Source organism: Mitsuaria sp. CC2, assembly GCF_048957715.1.
Taxonomy (GTDB): Bacteria; Pseudomonadota; Gammaproteobacteria; order Burkholderiales; family Burkholderiaceae_C; genus Roseateles.
This window is the reverse complement of sequence record NZ_JARVXN010000013.1, coordinates 184304-202357: the sequence shown is the minus strand read 5'-3', so window position 1 is coordinate 202357 and position 18054 is coordinate 184304. Positions and strand designations below refer to the sequence as shown.

16 protein-coding genes are annotated in these 18054 nt (G+C 68.6%); 8 read left to right on the top strand and 8 right to left on the bottom strand.

Annotation, left to right across the window (positions count from 1 at the left end; translation table 11 throughout):
- Window positions 1-56 precede the first annotated feature (56 nt).
- Window positions 57-758, bottom strand: coding sequence for a hypothetical protein (locus PV762_RS08625; protein WP_421034615.1), 702 nt, complete (start codon window positions 756-758; stop codon window positions 57-59).
- A gap of 108 nt (window positions 759-866) precedes the next feature.
- A complete protein-coding gene (locus PV762_RS08620) occupies window positions 867-1664 on the bottom strand; it encodes an esterase/lipase family protein (RefSeq protein ID WP_421034614.1) in 798 nt (265 codons plus the stop codon).
- Between the two features lie 271 nt (window positions 1665-1935).
- On the opposite strand from PV762_RS08620, the gene PV762_RS08615 reads away from it, so the two are divergent.
- Window positions 1936-2205 (top strand): AbrB/MazE/SpoVT family DNA-binding domain-containing protein, encoded by a 270-nt coding sequence (locus PV762_RS08615; RefSeq protein WP_421034613.1) that lies wholly within the window; start codon window positions 1936-1938, stop codon window positions 2203-2205.
- Window positions 2205-2600: a type II toxin-antitoxin system VapC family toxin gene (locus tag PV762_RS08610; RefSeq protein ID WP_421034612.1), complete on the top strand. Its 396-nt coding sequence runs from the start codon at window positions 2205-2207 to the stop codon at window positions 2598-2600. The genes PV762_RS08615 and PV762_RS08610 overlap by 1 nt, the downstream gene beginning before the upstream one ends.
- A 17-nt stretch (window positions 2601-2617) precedes the next feature.
- On the opposite strand, the gene PV762_RS08605 is transcribed toward PV762_RS08610, so the two are convergent.
- The 5 genes from PV762_RS08605 to PV762_RS08585 all read right to left on the bottom strand — a co-directional run bounded on the left by PV762_RS08605 (window position 2618) and on the right by PV762_RS08585 (window position 10609).
- On the bottom strand, window positions 2618-5962 hold the full coding sequence (locus tag PV762_RS08605; protein WP_421034611.1) for an error-prone DNA polymerase: 3345 nt from the start codon (window positions 5960-5962) through the stop codon (window positions 2618-2620).
- Between the two features lie 33 nt (window positions 5963-5995).
- A complete protein-coding gene (locus PV762_RS08600) occupies window positions 5996-7390 on the bottom strand; it encodes a Y-family DNA polymerase (RefSeq protein ID WP_421034610.1) in 1395 nt (464 codons plus the stop codon).
- Window positions 7341-8219 (bottom strand): translesion DNA synthesis-associated protein ImuA, encoded by an 879-nt coding sequence (gene imuA / locus PV762_RS08595; RefSeq protein WP_421034609.1) that lies wholly within the window; start codon window positions 8217-8219, stop codon window positions 7341-7343. Before imuA ends, PV762_RS08600 begins: the two co-directional genes overlap by 50 nt.
- 361 nt (window positions 8220-8580) lie before the next feature.
- The gene (locus PV762_RS08590) at window positions 8581-9936 is read right to left on the bottom strand and encodes a sensor histidine kinase (protein ID WP_421034608.1); all 1356 of its coding nucleotides are present in this window, start codon (window positions 9934-9936) and stop codon (window positions 8581-8583) included.
- Window positions 9926-10609, bottom strand: coding sequence for a response regulator transcription factor (locus tag PV762_RS08585; RefSeq protein ID WP_088406092.1), 684 nt, complete (start codon window positions 10607-10609; stop codon window positions 9926-9928). The genes PV762_RS08590 and PV762_RS08585 overlap by 11 nt, the downstream gene beginning before the upstream one ends.
- A gap of 369 nt (window positions 10610-10978) precedes the next feature.
- Between PV762_RS08585 and PV762_RS08580 the strand changes: the two genes are divergently transcribed.
- Window positions 10979-11569 carry a GNAT family N-acetyltransferase gene (locus tag PV762_RS08580; protein WP_421034607.1) on the top strand — a complete coding sequence of 197 codons (591 nt, stop codon included), beginning with the start codon at window positions 10979-10981 and terminating at the stop codon, window positions 11567-11569.
- Between the two features lie 13 nt (window positions 11570-11582).
- Here the strand turns inward: PV762_RS08580 and PV762_RS08575 are convergent, their stop codons facing one another.
- Window positions 11583-12239, bottom strand: coding sequence for a Crp/Fnr family transcriptional regulator (locus PV762_RS08575; RefSeq protein ID WP_421034833.1), 657 nt, complete (start codon window positions 12237-12239; stop codon window positions 11583-11585).
- Window positions 12240-12583: 344 nt separating this feature from the next.
- Here PV762_RS08575 and PV762_RS08570 point away from each other — a divergent pair, with 344 nt between their 5' ends.
- The 5 genes from PV762_RS08570 to PV762_RS08550 all read left to right on the top strand — a co-directional run bounded on the left by PV762_RS08570 (window position 12584) and on the right by PV762_RS08550 (window position 18003).
- Window positions 12584-12862 carry a hypothetical protein gene (locus tag PV762_RS08570; RefSeq protein ID WP_421034606.1) on the top strand — a complete coding sequence of 93 codons (279 nt, stop codon included), beginning with the start codon at window positions 12584-12586 and terminating at the stop codon, window positions 12860-12862.
- 332 nt (window positions 12863-13194) lie between these two features.
- Complete coding sequence (locus tag PV762_RS08565; protein ID WP_421034605.1) at window positions 13195-15141, top strand: AMP-dependent synthetase/ligase; 1947 nt, start codon at window positions 13195-13197, stop codon at window positions 15139-15141.
- Window positions 15141-15938, top strand: a complete 798-nt coding sequence (locus tag PV762_RS08560; protein ID WP_421034604.1) for an ABC transporter ATP-binding protein — start codon at window positions 15141-15143, stop codon at window positions 15936-15938. The genes PV762_RS08565 and PV762_RS08560 overlap by 1 nt, the downstream gene beginning before the upstream one ends.
- 37 nt (window positions 15939-15975) lie before the next feature.
- Window positions 15976-16905 carry a branched-chain amino acid ABC transporter permease gene (locus tag PV762_RS08555; RefSeq protein WP_421034603.1) on the top strand — a complete coding sequence of 310 codons (930 nt, stop codon included), beginning with the start codon at window positions 15976-15978 and terminating at the stop codon, window positions 16903-16905.
- A 33-nt stretch (window positions 16906-16938) separates the two neighbouring features.
- Window positions 16939-18003 (top strand): branched-chain amino acid ABC transporter permease, encoded by a 1065-nt coding sequence (locus tag PV762_RS08550; protein WP_377157038.1) that lies wholly within the window; start codon window positions 16939-16941, stop codon window positions 18001-18003.
- Window positions 18004-18054 lie beyond the last annotated feature (51 nt).

The following is an 18054-nucleotide window of genomic DNA, read 5'->3' as shown; positions in this document are numbered from 1 at the left end:
GATCAGATGAAGCATTGCCGGACCGCGCTCGCGCGGTCCGGTGGAGACTCATCGATTCATACCGAGGTACCGTGGAGTCGCGAGCCCTGGAAGGGCAACATGCTCTGGCGCACATCGTCGAAGGAGCGGCCCGTCCTTGCCGCATCGATCAGGGCGTCGATAGAGGGACCGTAACGGTGCATCTTGGCTGCGGAGGTGTACATCGAGTCTTCATCGAGTGCCTGTTGATAAAGCGCCATCACAAGGCTTCTCGCCTCGGGCTGCGTCGGATCAACCGCCCGAGCCTGGTGCAACAGGTGAGTCGCGTGATGGAGACGCTCCGGCAGCCCCGCGAAACACTCCATCAAGTCAGGCAAGTTCCGGGGCGGAGCTTCAGGATATTTGAGGGAGATCTCTCCCGCCGTCGGGCCGAATCGGAAGACCAGGGAAGCCACCATGGAGCGCGCCTCATCCGCGATGTCTTGAGCCTGCCGAACATCTTCACATGTCCTGAGCATGAGCTCCAACTGCTGGAATCGTCGCGTCAAGCTGGATTCGAAACGCGGACACTCCCCAAGCGGCGCGTGGCGTCGGACGTAGCCTTCGCAAGCCTGGAAGCAGGCGAGCGCCTCCCTCAATGTGTTGGGGTCGGCACGTTGAAAGAGATGGACTGCTTCATTCTCCGCAGGCGCATATTTCGCCATGTCCTGCGTGGAAACAAAGCCGTGTAAACGATCGACGACGAGAGCTTCATGGTGGGAGATGAGGGGAAGCGACATGGAACCAGCCGGCTGAGGTAGAGGGAGGTTCAGTCCCAATTGCCCCCGCCCGGTTCGCTTTCCTACTTGTCGGCGTATCCCCCTCTTGGCAGCACGTCCGATCGGCGTTCAGTTCATCGCACGAGTGGAGAGCGGCGTGCGGGGATCGTATGGCCGCCATGTGTCGGGCGCGTGCGACAACCGGTCCGCGACGATCTTGAGCACCGCGGGATTCCAGACCAGGCCGCAATGGCTGCCGTCGACCTCGACGTTCTCGACCATCGGATGGTCCTCCGGCTGCACGCAGGCCTGCCACGCGACGACGCCGTCGCTGCGGCTGTAGATCGAGGTCGTCGGCACCTGCGGCGCGGCGATGAGGCGCGACTTGAAGTCGTCGTCGAGCACCGGCAGCCTGCCGTTGACCCAGCGGTAGATCAAGCTGACGTTGGTCTGCGTCGCCTCGCCGGTGATCGGCGTGCCGATCGTGATGACCTGGCGCACCGGCAGCGAGATGCGTTTGGCGATCTCGCGGGCGTAGATGCCGCCGAGGCTCCAGCCCACCAGCGAGACCGGCTGCGACTGTCCGGCGACGAGCGCCTCGATGTCGGCGGCGAGCGTGTCGAGCCACAGGTCGATGTCGCCGGTGGGACCGGTGTTGATGCCGCGTCCCCAGTCGCGCGCCGCATAACCGAGCCCGTGGCAGAAGCCCACCAGCGGCGCGATCGACTGCGCATCCGCGGCCAGGCCGGGGAACACGATGACGGGGTGTCCGTCGCCGGGCGGATGGCCGCTGCGGTCCATCATGCGGCAGCTGGCGTATTCCATCGCGGCACGCAGCGGCTCGATGCCGAGCAGGGCCCAGGACGGGGAACAGATGACCGGTGCCGGGACGGGCATCGCATCGGGAAGGGCGGCGATCTTCTTCATGGTCTTGAGGCCGCCTTTCCGGCGTGACCTGCGAGGTCGGCGGCGAGGTCGGCAGAAGGACAGTTGAGTCGATCTTTCCGCAGGCCGCGTTCCACGGGCATCCCCACAAGGTCGCATGTGATCGTCGGACGGGACCTACATCCGGGGGATGGCCTGCGATCTCTCCCACCATTGACGGAAGTCAGAGGGAGAGGCGGTTTTCCTGCGGCGTTGAGGGCTACGCTTTCCTTCATCGAGCACGTTGTTGTGCCGCGTTGAAGGAGTGGCTGTGTTGACGAAGATGAAGATCAGTACCGACTGCGCACCTGACGAAGTTCGAATTCCGCCGGAGATCCTCCAGCATCTGGGCCTCGAGCCTGGGGAGGCGATCGATGTCGACTTCTGGTCGAACGGAACCTGCATCCTGCACGTCACCAGGAAGAGCAGTCGCATCGAAAGTATTGTCGGAATCCTTGCGGATCGGACGCGCAAGAGGAAGAAACCTGTGTCGCTGAAGCAGATCAAGAAGGCGATCGAGAACGGCTGGGCGGGGAAACGGTGATGAAGGTGACTGCCGACACCAACTTGCTGTGTCGAATCGTCCTCGATGATGACCCGTGTCAAAAGGCGCCTGTTGAAAAAGCGTTCGAGGGCGCAGACATGATCGTCATCGTGGTCGCCAGTTTGTGTGAGGTGTGCTGGGTACTGCGTTCGCAATTTTCGGTGAGCGCCGCGAACATCGGCCTTGCGATCCGACAGTTGCTGCTGATTCCTCGAGTCGAGGTGGATAGGGAAGCAGCCGATGCAGGGCTCGAGGTGTTGGACTTGGGGGGAGACTTCGCCGATGGGCTCATTGCCTTTGAGGGGCGCCGTCGCGGCGGTTCGATTTTCATGAGCTTCGACCGCGGCGCCATTCGAAGGCTGCGACGGCTGGGCTTCGATGCAAGGGCCCCCTGAGTCCCAGTCGGACCGGATCAATGAAAATCCCGGCTCTCCGTCCTCAACCGTCCCAGCATCGGGGTCAGGTCTTGCAGGTGTCCGGCGATGAGGTTGCGCACGTCGCCGCTGCGCTGCCACTTGCCCTTCACCGCCATCAGCCGTGAATGCAGCATCACATGGCGCTGCCGCTGCCACAGCGCGCGGTGCACGATGACCTGGATGTCGCCGGTCTCGTCTTCCAGCGAGATGAAGATCGTGCCCTTGGCCGTCGCCGGCTGCTGCTTGACCGTCACGATCCCGCAGCCCCGCGCCGGCCGGCCGTCGGGCAGATCACGCAGTTCCTCGGCCGACATCCAGCGCTGCTCGCGCAGCAGCGGTCGCAGCAGCGCCAGCGGATGGCGGCGCAGCGTCAGACCCAGCGAGGCGTAGTCGAAGACGATCTCCTCGCCCTCCGGCGCCTGGGGCAACGCGAGGAAGTCCTCCTGCACCGGCGCCGAGGCCAGCAGGGGCGGCGGCGCGTGCTGCGCGGCCGCGTCCCACATCTGCTGGCGGCGATGACCGCTGATGCTGGTCAGCGCATCGCCCGACGCCAACATTGTCATCTGCTGCTGGTTCAATCCCGTGCGCCGCGCCAGATCCTCCGCGTCGTTGAACGGCCCGTTCCGACGCTCCCGGCAGATCAGCGCGGCCGAGGACTGCTGCAGTCCCTTGACGAGCCGCAAACCCAATCGCACCTTGACGGGCGCCGCGTCGGCCGCCAGCGCTTCCTCCGCGTCGAGGAAGGGATCGCCATCGTCCTCCACGACGATCCCGTCCTCGTCCAGCGGCAGGGCATCGATCGTGTCGGCGGCGCCACGCTGCGTCGGCCGGATGACACGGCCGTCCGCGCGCTCCAGCGTGCAATCCCAGTCGCTGTGCATCACGTCGGGCGGGAGCACCTCGACGGCCTCCTTGTCGACGCCCTTGCGTCTGGCCTCCTGCACCAACTGGCTCGGCGAATAGAAGCCGAGCGGCTGCGCGTTCAGCAGGCCCGCGAGGAACTCGGCCGGATGATGGCGCTTCAGCCAGCTGCTCGTGTAGACCAGCAGCGCGAACGAGGCCGCGTGCGACTCCGGGAAGCCGTATTCCGAGAAGCCCTTGACCTGCTCGAAGATCTGCTCGGCGAAGGACACCGGGTAGTCCCGTTCCCGCATCCCGTCGATCAGCTTCTGGCGGTACTTCTCGAGGTTGCCCTTGCGCTTCCACGCAGCCATCGAGCGTCGCAGCTCATCGGCCTCGCCCCCCGAAAACCCCGCCGCGATCATCGCGATCTGCATCACCTGTTCCTGGAACACCGGAACGCCCAGCGTGCGCTTCAAAACCGTCTCCAGCCCCTGGGGATAAACGACTTTCTCGAAGCCCTGACGGCGCTGCAGATAGGGATGAACCATGCCGCCCTGGATCGGTCCCGGCCGCACGATCGCGACCTCGATGACCAGATCGTAGAACTCCTTCGGTTTCAGCCGGGGCAGCATGCTGCGCTGCGCGCGGCTCTCGATCTGGAACACGCCGATGGTCTCGGCGCGCTGGATCATCCGGTAGGTGTCGTCGTCGCCGTCCGGGATGTCCTTCAGTTCGAACGGATAACGCTGGCGCTTGCCGACGAAGTCCAGCGTCTTGCGGATCGCCGTCAGCATGCCCAGTCCCAGCACGTCGACCTTGAGCAGGCCGACGGCATCGAGATCGTCCTTGTCCCACTCGATGACGGTGCGGTCCGGCATGGACGCGTTCTCCACCGGCACCATGCGCGTCAGCGGCCCGTGCGTCAGCACGAAGCCGCCCGGGTGCTGCGACAGGTGTCGCGGGAAGCCCAGCAGCTCCGAGGTGATCTTGACCAGTTGCTGTACCGCGAGGTCGTCGGCGTCGAGTCCGGACTCGCGCAGGCGTTCCGCATCGATGGTCTGGCCGTCCCACCATTGATGGTTGCCGCACAGCGTGTCCAGCACCTCGGGCTCGAAGCCCAGTGCCTTGCCGACGTCGCGCAGCGCGCTCTTCACGCGGTAGGAGATCACCACCGCCGCCAGCGCCGCGCGTTCGCGCGTGTATTTGCGGTAGAGGTACTGGATGACCTCCTCGCGGCGCTCGTGTTCGAAGTCGATGTCGATGTCCGGCGGCTCGTTGCGTTCCTTGCTGATGAAGCGCTCGAACAGGACCTGCATCCGCTCCGGGTCGACCTCGGTCACATGCGTGCAGTAGCAGACGATGGAGTTCGCCGCGCTGCCGCGGCCCTGGCACAGGATGCCCTGCGACCGCGCGAACTGGACGATGTCGGCCACCGTCAGGAAGTAGTGCTCGTAGCGCAGTTCCTCGATCAGTGCGAGCTCGCGCTCGATCTGCTCGCTGGCCGCGGCCGGCACGCCCGCCGGCCAGCGACGGCCCGCGCCCTCGTAGGTCAGGCGGCGCAGATGACCGGCAGGCGTCTGGCCGTCGGGCACGACCTCGGACGGGTAGTGGTAGCGCAGTTCGTCGAGGCTGAATCCGCAGCACTCGACGACGCGCAGCGTCTCGGCGAGCAGGTCCGCCGGGAAGCTGAGCGCGAGGCGGCCGCGGTGGCGCAGGTGGCGCTCGGCGTTGCGGTCCAGCGCCTGGCCGCACTCGGTCAGCGGCTTGCCCAGGCGTGTGGCCGTCAGCACGTCCTGCAGCGGCTTGCGGCTGCGCACATGCATGGTGACGTCGCCGACGGCCACCAGCGGGATCTCGGTCAGCGCGCCGGCCTCGCGCAGGCGCAGCAGGCGGATCTCGTCGTCGGCGTGCTGGGGCTGGTCGATGCCCAGCCAGCAACGCCCGGTGAAGCGCGTCAGCAGCCAGCGCGCCATCGACAGCAATTGCGCCGGCGTCGCATGCCGGTCCGGGCAGGCGATCACGACGCAGTCGTCCAGCGTCTGCGGGCCGATGTCGGCCCGCGTGCAGCGGTAGGTGCCCTTCTCGGACGAGCGCCGCAGCCGCGAGATGAACTGGCACAGGTTGCCGTAGCCGTTCAGGCTGCAGGCCAGCACCACCAGCGTGAACGGGTCTTCGTCCTCCGCATCCTGCTCGCCCAACGCGCCCAACGTGCCGACCGCGCCGACCGCGCCTGAGACGCGCCCTGAGGCGCCGCTGGGTTCAATGAGGAGCTGGCTGCCCACCAGCAGCGTCATGCCGTGCTGCTTCGCGGCCACGTGCGCGCGCACCATGCCGGCCATGCTGCACTCGTCGGTGATCGCGAGCGCGGCGTAGCCGAGCTCCTTGGCGCGCACGACCAGTTCCTCGGGCCAGCTCGCGCCTTTCAGGAAACTGAAGTTGCTGAGGCAGCGCAGCTCGGCGTAGTCGGGAAGGACCGAGGCGCCAGGGAGGGCGGACATGGTGAGCGGCCTGTAAGAACGGAGGGCGCCTGATCAGGCATACATCCCGTGCAGGAACCACGCCTGCACGGCGGACTTGTCGTCGTCGCCGCTGCCCGTCCCGCTCAGCCGTTCCTGATAGACGGCCAGCACGCCGGCGTTTTCGTTGACGGCGATCCAGTAGTCGCGGGTGACCTGGCGATGCGCCTTCGTGTCGGGGATGCGGTCCCACCAGCCGCCCTCGACGCGGTCCGGTCCCACGAGCAGCGTCAGCGGGCCCTGGTAGTGCGGCCGGTGCTCGCGCACCGCCAGCCGCAGCGGCGGGTCGAGCAGGAAGGCGGGCTCCGGCACGGCCGGCGCGCGCACCGCCGCCTGCCGACCCTTGCGGCGGGAGGTCGTCCGGCCGTCGCCGCAGGGTCGCCAGCGCGTCTGCCATTCGGGTCGATGATCGTCACCCAGGACCGGCTGCTGCACGCGCTCAGGACCGAGCCGCGCGGCGATGCGTTCCAGGGTCAGGTACAGCGTCTCGCCGGTGCGCACCACGTCGGGCAGCAGCGAGCCGCTGTCCTCCACCAGCGCCTGCACGCCGACCGCCTCCAGCCGCAGTTCACCGACCGGCGCCAGCAGCTGGGTCTTGGCCAGGCGCTCGGCCATCAGCCGGCAGAAGTGTTCGAGCTCGCGGATCGGCTCGGCGGTGCGGATCGTGAGGCAACCGCCTTCGCCGGCGTCCTTGGCGCGCATCGAGTCGTGCACCCAGTGCAGCGTGACGCCGGTGGCGCCCGCATGGCGCGCGGCCAGCCAGCCGCACAGCCGCATCAGCAGCGGCCGCGTGCCCAGCAGCAGCGCGGGCGCGTGGTCCTCGCGGCAGGGGAGCTCGACGCGGGCGTGGAAGTCCTCGGGCAGCGCGACCCAGGCGTGCGCCTCGGGCCGCAGGCCGTAGGCCTGGTCCAGCATCGTCAGCAGCGCCGCGCCGAAGCGTCGGCCGATGCCGCCGCGCGGCAGCGCCCGCAACTGGCCCAGCGTGTTGATGCCGGCGCGGCTCAACGGTTCCGCGTGTTCCGCGCCGGCGCTCAGCGCCTGCAGCGGCAACGGGTCCAGCACCGCCTGCAACAGCCGCCCGCCGAGGTCGAGCACGCCGCAACGCGCCAGCACCAGCGCGGCGGTGGCCGACGGCGCCCAGCCGATGCCCACGGCGCCCAGGTCGGGCGCTTCGTCGCTCAGGCGCGCCTTCAGCGCGGGCAGGCCGCGGAACAGCCGCAGGCTGGCCTCGACCTCCATCACGACGGCGTCCTCCATCAGCGCCACGCGCGGCGTGAACTGCAGGCACCACACCGCCAGGCCCGCCTGCCTCTCCGCGCAGATCCCCCAGGGATGCGGCGGGGGCGCGGTCGACGGGTCCTCAAACGGTGCCGGCGGACGAGGCGGCAGGATCAGTGCGACCCACAACATGGGAGAACTCCGGGAACAGGGTGAGCGCAACGGGCTCGTGGAGGGATTCGGACACCGTCTCGAGCAGGGGCCTGGCACTGACCTGGGCCTTGCCGGCCGACTCGTTGACGGTGTCGGCCACGTCGGCCACGTCGACGCCCGGCACCGTCATCGGCGCCACCGGGCGCATCGTGCTGGGCCGCATCACCCGCGGGGTCAGGACATGCTCGAGTCCGCCGGGGATCGAGGCCAGCCGCAGCGGGGTCTCGTGGGCGGGGCCCTTGCGCTTGAGGATCTGGACGTCCAGAGCCCAGTCGACATCGATCGTCGCCAGCACCCGCAGCGGCGCCGGCGACGGGTCATGGCGGGCTGTCAGCGGCCGGAACAGGAACACCGGTCCCTCGAATGACTGCGCCAGCACCTGCAGCCGCCGCAGCTGCTCGGGCGCGGCCTGCGGCAGCCAGGCCAGCACCGCGCCGGCGGCGTTGGACTTGATCAGCTGTTCGGTGCACCAGAGCCGCGCCGACGGCGCGCGCGCGTCGATCCAGACGAGGTGGCGCTCATCCAGCCCCAGGTGCATCAGGCCGGGCAGGTGGGGGCGCTTGGGCGGTCCGACCATCGCCACCGCGGCACCGTCGGCGACGACGCGTCGGAGCGCCGGTCCCGCCAGCCGCCATTCGGCCAGCGAGAACTGCGGCAGCAGCACTTCGGTCAACTGGCGCCCCGGCCAGCCACCGCCTGGCAGATCGGCATCGAGCGCGTCGAAGCCGCTCGGCCAGACGGTGTCGGTGCCGCGGCCAAGCGCATCGCCGCGCCAGATCGCCTCTGCCACGGCAGGCGGAAGTGGCATGGGCCCGATCCGCAGCGCATGGTGCGCTGCATCGAGGACGAGATTCTGGGTGGGAGAGATCAGTCCATCGTCACCGCCGGGAGGCGGGGACAGGCGACCCTCCCCGGCAGGTAGGGATGGCATGGGAGGCAGCGAATTTTCGACACTGTATTTGCATACAGTATAGATGGGCAGCTGACTCGTCCAGGACGTTTACAGATCGCGGGCGACAGGATCTCGCGGTGAACTTTTGATCCTGAGAGCCTTTTCAAAATGCGTCCCGTGTATGAGCAGCTCGTCGACGCGTACTTGCAAGACTGCAAGCGCAATGGAACAACGCCTGTGCTGCTCGATTGAACCGCTCACTTGCTGGTTGACCGACTCAGCTCGTGGTGCGGCGCTCGTTGCCGTCGGCATGACCGCTGCCGAACGCCAGCACGAATCGCGTCCCCCCACGGGCCGGCGCTTCCAGGCTGACGGTCCAGCCCAGGTGCTCGGCGACGCGCTTGACGATGGCCAGGCCCAGGCCCGCGCTGCCGGCGCCCGCCGGGTCGACCTGCATGAAGCGGTCGAAGATCCGGTCGCGCACCGCCGGCGGGATGCCGATGCCGGTGTCCTCGATGACCACGCGGCCGGCCTCGAGCCGGATGTCGACGCGGCCCTGGTCGGTGAACTGGCAGGCGTTGCGGATCAGGTTGCCCAGCGCGATGGCCGCAAGCTCGGGCCGCGCGGGCACTTCCAGGCCGGCATCGGCGGACGCGGCATGCAGCGTCATCTCGACCTCCTTGCCCTTGAGCAGCGGCCGGCAGCGTTCCATCTCCTGGCGCAGCAGCGGCAGCAGCGCGGTCGGCGGCGCGCCGATGCTGGCCGGGTCGCGCGACAGCAGCAGCATCGCGACGACGCGCTCGCTGGTGTCGGCCGCGGTGCGCCGGATGCGCTCGGCCAGTTCGACCATGTCGTCGCGATCGTGCAGCCGCGCCTTCAGGATCTCGGCCGCGCCCAGCATCACAGCCAGCGGCGTTCGCAACTCATGGCTGACATCGCCGGTGAACCAGCGCTCGCGGTCCAGATAGCGCTGCTGCGCCTCGGTCTTGGCCGCGAACGCGCGCGACAGCACACCCAGTTCGTCGGTCGAGTCCAGCAGCGGATATTCGCGCGGCGCGGTGTCGGTCTCGACGGCGCGGGCCAGCGCGGTGACCGGGGCGACGATGCGGCTCGCGGTCAGTTGCGCCAGGAACAGCGCCAGCCCCAGGCAGCAGACGAAGGCCAGGCCGAGCAGGCCGTAGACGCCGGCCTCGATCTTGGCGAAGTCCTCGTCGCGGTCGGTCAGCACGAAGACCGTCCCCAGGTCGTCGCGGACCAGGGCGGTGAAGGTGGCGTCCTCCTGCGGCAGCGTGTACTTGCCCGGCGGCTTGCCGCGCAGTGCCTGCGGGATGGCATCGCCCTTGTAGAGCGTGACGCTGGGCGGCAGGTCGGCTTCCAGGCCCTGCTTCTCGCGGGCGATCAGCTCGTCGGCGGTGCGGTCCAGGCGCTGGTCGACGAGGCGGTCCTCGATGCTCGAGGCGATGCGCACCGCGGCGACCGCGAAGGCGCCGCAGACCAGCAGCGTCAGCAGCAGGAAGGCGGCGGCCACGCGCGTGCGCAGCGTGGTCGGCGCGGCCGTCGAGCGGCCGGCGCGTGCATCGCCGCGAGGGTGGCCGCGTGGATCGCCGGGGTCTCGCCGCGGCTCATCCCGCATCGGGCGACACCAGCCGGTAGCCGATGCCCGGATGGGTCTTCAGCAGCGGGACGGGGAAGGGCTTGTCCAGCGCCGCGCGCAGCGCGTGGATGTGGGTGCGCAGCGCATCGCTGTCGGGGGGATCGTTGCCCCAGACCTCGCGTTCCAGGTCTTCGCGGCGGACCAGCTTGGGCGCCTCGCGCAGCAGCGCGGACAGCAGCTTGTAGCCGGTGGGGGTGAGCTGCAGCGGCTTGCCGGCGCGCGTGGCTTCCAGCGTGTCGGGATCGAAGCTGACGTCGGCATAGCTGACCGCCGAACTCAGGTTCAGGCCGTGGGAGCGTCGCATCAGCGCCTTGAGGCGGATCTCCAGCTCGACCAGCGAGAAGGGCTTGACGAGGTAGTCGTCGGCGCCGCTCTCGAAACCGGTGACCTTGTCGGCGATGGTGTCGCGGGCGGTCAGCATGAGGATGGGGGTGGGGCGGCGGAAGTCCTTGCGCAGGCGCCGGGCGACGTCCAGGCCGTCCAGGCCGGGGAGGGTCAGGTCCAGCACGATCGCGTCGTAGGAGCCCGCGGCGGCCTGCGCCAGGCCGCCCAGGCCGTTGCGGGCCACGTCCAGCGCGTAGCCCATCGGCTCCAGGTAGGCGAACAGGTTGGCGACGATGTCCGGGTTGTCTTCGATGACCAGCAGCTTCATGACGAGGCTCACGTTCCTGCGGCGCCGGGCGCCGCGTCGTCCTTGGGGGACGGGACCCTGCGGGGAAGCAGTTCCCCCACGAAGCCCCGCGGATGGCAGGAATGCTATGCGAGCGGGGTCCTCCCGACCTGTCCGGGGGCTGTCGGCACCGCCCAGGCGAGGGGCATGGACCGAGATCCGGGCGATTGGCGGGCGGCGAACGAATGGCGAACGAGTGGCGAACGAGTGGCGAACGGGCGTCGAGCCCATGCTTCTCGGGTTCCATCCGCTTCGTCACGTTTCGTGACGCAAGTCCGAGGCTGTCACCGACCGCCCGGTCGAAGCTGCACTTGAAATCCTGGTTGGGGGCATAATTTGCGGGTTAACCCTATGCTTGCACCCTTCATCTCCATCCCCGCCGTCCAGCGGCTCACCGCGACCCGTCGGCTGAGCCTGCGTCCGCCCGAGGCGGCGGATGCCCGGAGTTTCCGCGACCTGCTGACCGATCCCGCGAATCGTCGATTCGACGTGGGCGGTCCGGCCGCGTCGGAGCGGCTGGAGTTGTGGCGCGCGCTCTGGACCCGCGACGGTCTGGGTCCGTGGGCCGTGGCGCTGCGGGAGCAGCCCTCGCTGGGCGCGATCGGCTTCGGCGGCTTGAGCCGGGGCCGCATCTGCGGCGCGCCGGCGCTGTTGCTGGAGTTCCACTTCCTGTCCGATCACTGGGGCCGCGGTTATGCGGCGGAAATGGCGACGGCCGCGCTGGCGCTGGCCTTCGACAGCCTGCATGCGACGTCGGTGCACGCGCTGCTGGCGCCGGGCAACACGGCGGCGCGCAAGACGCTGGAGCGCGTCGGCCTGCGCCTGACCGGCTCGGTCGCCGACTGCCCCGGCGAGGCCGCCAGCCTGCTCTACGAGATCAACGCCGGACAGTACGCGGCCCTGCCTCAGCAACCGCCGGAAGCGACGCCGTTCGGCGCCTGAGCACCGCGTCGCGCTACTGCTGCGGATACACCCGCAAGCCCGTCAGATCGAGCACCCTGAGCCCGCCGTACTCGACGGCGATGAGGCGCTGTTCCTGCAGGTGGCGCAGCGCCTCGTTGACGCGCTGGCGTGAGAGCCCCACCAGGTGGCCCAGCTCCTGCTGCGTGATGCGCAGCAGCCCGTTCACGCCGGGATAGAGCTGCGGGTGGAACAGCGCCGCCAGGTTGCGCGCCACGCGCAGGTCGGGGTCGCTCTGGCGGTCGATCTCGCGCGCGGCGATGAACTGGCCCAGCCGCTCATTGAGCTGGTTGAGCACATAGCGGTTGAACGCGAGGCTGGTCCCCAGCAACTCGTGGAAACTCTCCAGCGGCAGGCCCGCGACCACGCTGCGCCGCAGCGCCTGGATGTTGTAGCGGTAGGCCTCGCGCTTGAGCAGCGTGCCTTCGCCGAACCAGCCACCCGGCGGCACGCCGGTGAAGGTGACCTGCCGCGCCGCCGCCTCGTCGTTGCTCATCTTCAGCAGCCCGTCGACTACGCCGAACCAGAAGTTGGCCTCGCGTCCGATGCGGCAGATCCGCTCGCCGACCTCGACCTCCGCCACCTGGATGCTGGACGCCACCCGCTCTCGCAGTTCGGGCTCGATCGCCTTCAGCCAGGGAATGGCGCCCATCTCCTGCGCACTCGCGGCCCGCGCGCGCAGCCGGATCGGCTGTGGCGGCACGGCCCCGGCGAGGGGCGGCTGCAGGCCCGCGGGCGGGGGTGAACCCGGCGCGGCGTGGACAACGGTGTCGGTGGTCGGGGCCATCCCCCGTTCATCGCGCTTGTGCATGACACGAACCTGACGAAACCCCCTGGGGAAAACACGGCCTGCCGATACAGGTCAGGGCATCGCCCACTGAAGAGTCCCCCCTTCATGGACCACCCGCGATGCATCCTTGCGATTCCTATTTCAGCCCTTGCAGGACCCTCCATGGCAAAGACGACCCTGAGGCGACACTACTCAAGCGGGCCAAGATGCGATCGGACGAGCGCCGCGACATCGACAGCTACAGCCATCTGAAAGACCTGACCTCAGCGACGGACCGGATGCTCGTCGGACTGGAAGCAGCGCCGCCGACCACCTGCATCGGTGTGCTCGTTTCCCTTCGTGATCAGACCTCGCTGATTGCCCGGACCGACGAACTCATGTCGAGGGCTGTGCGCGCGACCACGCAGCTCCTCGCGGATACCGTCCTGCGCGCGCGGGTCCTGTACAACGGCGCGGGCCGTGCCGATGCGCGAGACGCTCCATGACATTCACCGGGCGATGCACCAGGCGCATCTCAGACAGCATCCCGACGTCGAATTGCGACTTCCCGGTCCTACCGCTCCGTTGGACCGCCAGGAGCGAGCCCGCGTGATCGCAGAGGCGCTGGAGGTCAGCCGGGCCAGGCTGGCCGACATGGAGGCCTTCCAGGCAGGACCCTGACGGTGATCAGATCCGGGAAAACGCTCCCCCGAACTCTCCCTAGGACTGTCGTCGCAACGACAACACGACGTCAATGAGCCGGCCTACAGTCGGCGCAGCCCCGCGGGCAGAGCGCCTCCATCAGAGACGGCGACAGCGGGGCGACAAGGAGACAACGGTGGAACAGACCTTCCCCCGCCTGCTGCTCGATCACGCCGCCCGGCGCCCCCATGCGCCGGCGCTGCGAGAGAAGGAGCTGGGCATCTGGCAGACGCTCGATTGGGCGGCGCTCGCCGCGCTCGTGCGCGACCTGGCGCACGGCTTCGCCGCCGCGGGCATGACGCGCGGCCAGCATCTGGTCGTGATCGGAGAGAACCGCCCCCGGCTCTATGCGTCCATGCTCGCGGCGCAGTCCCTGGGCGCGATCCCCGTGCCGCTGTACCAGGACGCCGTCGCGGCCGAATTCGCCTACCCGCTGCAGAACGCGGAGGTCGCCTTCGCCGTCGTCGAGGACCAGGAGCAGGTCGACAAGCTGCTCGAGATCCGCGAGCAATGCCCCGCGCTGCGGCGCATCTGGTTCGACGATCCCCGCGGCCTGCGTCATTACGCGGCCGACGGGCTGGCCTCGATCGCCACGCTGTGCGACGACGGCCGCGCGCACGCGCTGCGCCATCCCGGCTGGTTCGAACGCGCGGTCGAAGCGGGCCAGGCCGGCGACGTGGCGGCGATGTTCTTCACCTCCGGCACCACCGGTCATCCCAAGGGCGTGGTGCACACGCACACCTCGCTGATCGACCGCGCGCAGGCCGGCGCGCGCTTCGACAAGCTGACCGCCGACGAAGAGGTCCTCGCCTACCTGCCCTGCGCCTGGATCGGCCAGAACGTCTTCAGCTACGCGCAGTGGCTGGCCTGCGGCTACGTCGTCAACTGCCCGGAATCGGCCGGCACCGTCAGCATCGATCTCAAGGAGATCGGCCCGACCTACTACTTCGCGCCGCCGCGCGTCTTCGAGGGCCTGCTCACCAGCGTCATGATCCGCATGGAGGACGCCGGCGCGCCCAAGCGCTGGCTGTTCGCGAAGGCGATGGCGCTGGCGAACCGCGTCGGTCCGGCGCTGATGGACGGCAAGCCGGTCGGCGCCTGGGAGCGCTTCAAGTACCGCCTCGGCGATCTCGCGATCTACGGCCCGCTGCGCAACGCCCTGGGTTTCTCGCGGGTGCGCGTGGCCTACACGGCGGGCGAGGCGATCGGGCCCGATCTCTTCAGCTTCTACCGCTCGATCGGCATCAACCTGAAGCAGCTCTACGGCTCGACCGAGACCGCCGTCTTCGTCTGCCTGCAGCCCGACCACGAGGCGAAATCCGACACCGTCGGCGTGCCCATCGACGGCGTCGAGATCCGGCTGGCCGACAGCGGCGAGATCCTGGTGCGTTCGCCCGGCCTGCTCCAGGGGTACTACAAGAATCCGGAGGCGACGGCCGAGGTGCTGGGCGCCGACGGCTGGTACCGCACCGGCGACGCCGGTTTCCTCGACGCGGGCGGCCACCTGAAGATCATCGACCGCGCGAAGGATGTCGGCCGGCTGCGCGGCGGCGCACATGACGGCGAGATGTTCGCGCCCAAGTACGTCGAGAACAAGTTGAAGTTCTTCGCCTTCATCAAGGAGGCGGTGGCCTTCGGGGACGGGCGCGACCATGTCTGCGCCTTCGTCAATATCGACGTCGAGGCCGTCGGCAACTGGGCCGAGCGCCGCAACCTCGCCTACGCCGGCTACACCGATCTCGCGGGCAAGCCCGAGGTGCTGGCGCTGATCAAGGACTGCGTCGAGAAGGTCAACGCCGATCTCGCGCAGGACGAGCGCCTGGCCGGCAGCCAGGTCACGCGCTTCCTGGTGCTGCACAAGGAGCTCGACGCCGACGACGGGGAACTCACCCGCACGCGCAAGGTGCGCCGCGGCGCGATCGCAGACAAGTACGCCGTGCTGATCGACGCGCTCTACGCGGGCAGGGCCTCGCAGTACATCGAGACGGCCGTCCGCTTCGAGGACGGCCGCAGCGGCAGCGTCAGCGCCGACCTGCGCATCGAGCAGGCGGCCACCTTCACGCACACCCGGAGGGCCGCCTGATGAGCGCACGGCGCATTGGCGACGTGGTCCTCGCGGTCGAGCACATCACGCTGTCCTTCGGCGGCGTGAAGGCGCTCAACGACATCAGCTTCGATGTCCGCGAACACGAGATCCGGGCCATCATCGGCCCCAACGGCGCCGGCAAGAGCTCGATGCTGAACTGCATCAACGGGGTCTACCAGCCGCAGCAGGGCGACATCCGCTACCGCGGCGAGGACGTGCGGAAGTGGAGCCCGCGCACGCGGCTGCGCCGCATGGCCGAGCGCGGCGTCGCGCGGACCTTCCAGAACCTCGCGCTGTTCAAGGGCATGAGCGTGCTGGACAACATCATGTCCGGTCGCAACCTGCACATGAAACGCAACCTGCTGTGGCAGGCGCTGCGGCTCGGACCCGCCGCGCGCGAGGAGATCGAGCACCGCGAGAAGGTCGAGCGCATCATCGATTTCCTCGAGATCCAGGCGCACCGCAAGACGCCCGTCGGCGGCCTGTCCTACGGGCTGCAGAAGCGCGTCGACCTGGGCCGCGCGCTGGCGATGGAGCCCAAGGTGCTGCTGCTCGACGAGCCGATGGCCGGCATGAACGTCGAGGAGAAGCAGGACATGTGCCGCTTCATCCTGGACGTCAACGACGAATTCGGCGCGACCATCGTCCTGATCGAGCACGACATGGGGGTGGTGATGGACATCAGCGACCGCGTGGTGGTGCTCGACTACGGCAGGAAGATCGGCGACGGCACGCCCGACGAGGTGCGCGCCAATCCCGAAGTGATCCGCGCCTACCTCGGCGCGGGCGGGTGACGGCACGAAGAAGCGCACAGCAGGCAAGGAAACGATCATGGGCTTCTTCCTCGAAACCGTCTTCGGCGGCCTGATGGCCGGCATGCTCTATGCGCTGGTCGCGCTGGGCTTCGTGCTGATCTTCAAGGCCTCCGGCGTCTTCAACTTCTCGCAGGGCGCGATGGTGCTGTTCGCGGCGCTGGCGATGGCGCGCTTCGCGGAATGGTTCCCGCAATGGTTCGGCTTCGAGAGCCTGCTGCTGGCCAACGTGCTCGCGCTCCTCGCCGCCGCGGCCTGCATGGTCGCCGTCGCCTGGCTCGTGGAGCGGCTGGCGCTGCGCGGGCTGGTCAACCAGCCGGCGATCACGCTGCTGATGGCGACGCTGGGCATCAGCTACTTCCTGGACGGCGCCGGCCAACTGATCTTCGGCAGCTCGACCTACAAGATCGATGTCGGCCTGCCGAAGGATCCGCTGTTCGTGCTCGAGGACACGTTCCCGGGCGGGCTGCTGCTCAACAAGGAAGACCTGTACTCGGCGGTGATCGCCGCCGCGCTGGTGGGGGCGCTGTCGCTGTTCTTCCAGAAGACCCGCACCGGCCGCGCGCTGCGCGCCGTCGCCGACGACCATCAGGCCGCGCAGTCCATCGGCATCCCGCTCTCGCGCATCTGGGTCATCGTCTGGTCCGTCGGCGGGCTGGTCGCGCTGGTGGCCGGGATCATCTGGGGCAGCAAGCTGGGCGTGCAGTACTCGATCTCGCTGGTGGCGCTGAAGGCCTTCCCGGTCGTCATCCTCGGCGGCCTGACCTCGGTGCCGGGCGCCATCGTCGGCGGGCTGATCATCGGCGTCGGCGAGAAGCTGTCGGAGATCTACCTCGGCCCCACCGTCGGCGGCGGCATCGAGAACTGGTTCGCCTACGTGCTCGCGCTGAGCTTCCTGCTGGTGCGGCCGCAAGGTCTCTTCGGCGACAAGATCATCGATCGCGTCTGAGTCCGTACTCGACGAACGATCAAGGAGACGACCGTGTTCTATCGTGAAAACGGACAGTTCAAGGCCAGCTACCGCGCGGACCTGGCGCTGTTCCCGGTGGCGCAGGACCGCCGGGCGGTGCTCGCGCTGGCGTTGATCGCCTTCGTCGCCGTGCCCTGGCTGGCGAGCGACTACACCTTCCGCGCGGTGCTGATCCCCTTCCTCGTGCTGTCGCTGGCGGCGCTGGGCCTGAACGTGCTCGTGGGCTACTGCGGGCAGATCTCGCTGGGGACCGGCGCCTTCATGGCCGTCGGCGCCTACGCCGCCTACAACCTGCAGGTGCGCATCGAGGGCATGCCGCTGCTGCTGTCGCTGATCGGCGGCGGCCTGGCCGCGACGGTCTGCGGCGTGCTGTTCGGGCTGCCAAGCCTGCGCATCCGCGGGCTCTACCTCGCGGTCGCGACGCTGGCGGCGCAGTTCTTCATCGACTGGTTCACCAACCGCGTGCCGTGGGTGACGAACAACTCCTCGTCGGGCTCGGTGAGCGTGGGCACGCTGCAGCTGTTCGGCCTCCCGCTGGAGACGCCTGCGCAGCGCTACCTGCTGTGCCTGTCGCTGGTGGTCGTGTGCGGGATCCTGACCAAGAACCTGGTGCGCGGCGCCATCGGCCGCGAGTGGATGGCGATGCGCGACATGGACGTCGCCGCCGCCGTCATCGGCATCCGGCCGGTGCACGCGAAGCTGACGGCCTTCGCGGTCAGCAGCTTCATCGTCGGCGTGGCCGGCGCGCTGTGGGGCTTCGTGCACCTGGGCGCGTGGGAGCCGGCGGCCTTCGGCATCGACAAGTCCTTCCAGCTGCTGTTCATGATCATCATCGGCGGGCTCGGGTCCATCGCGGGCAGCTTCTTCGGCGCCGCGTTCATCGTGCTGCTGCCGCTGCTGCTGAACCACGTGCCGCATTGGCTGGGGCTGCCGCTGTCCACCGGCGCGGCCTCGCACCTGGAGCACATGATCTTCGGCGCGCTGATCGTGTTCTTCCTCATCGTCGAGCCGCACGGCCTGGCCCGCCTGTGGTCCACCGCCCGCCAGAAGCTGAGGCTGTGGCCGTTCCCTCATTGAGGGCGCCTTGAATCCCACCGATTTCAAACCGCACCGCAGAGTGCACCACCA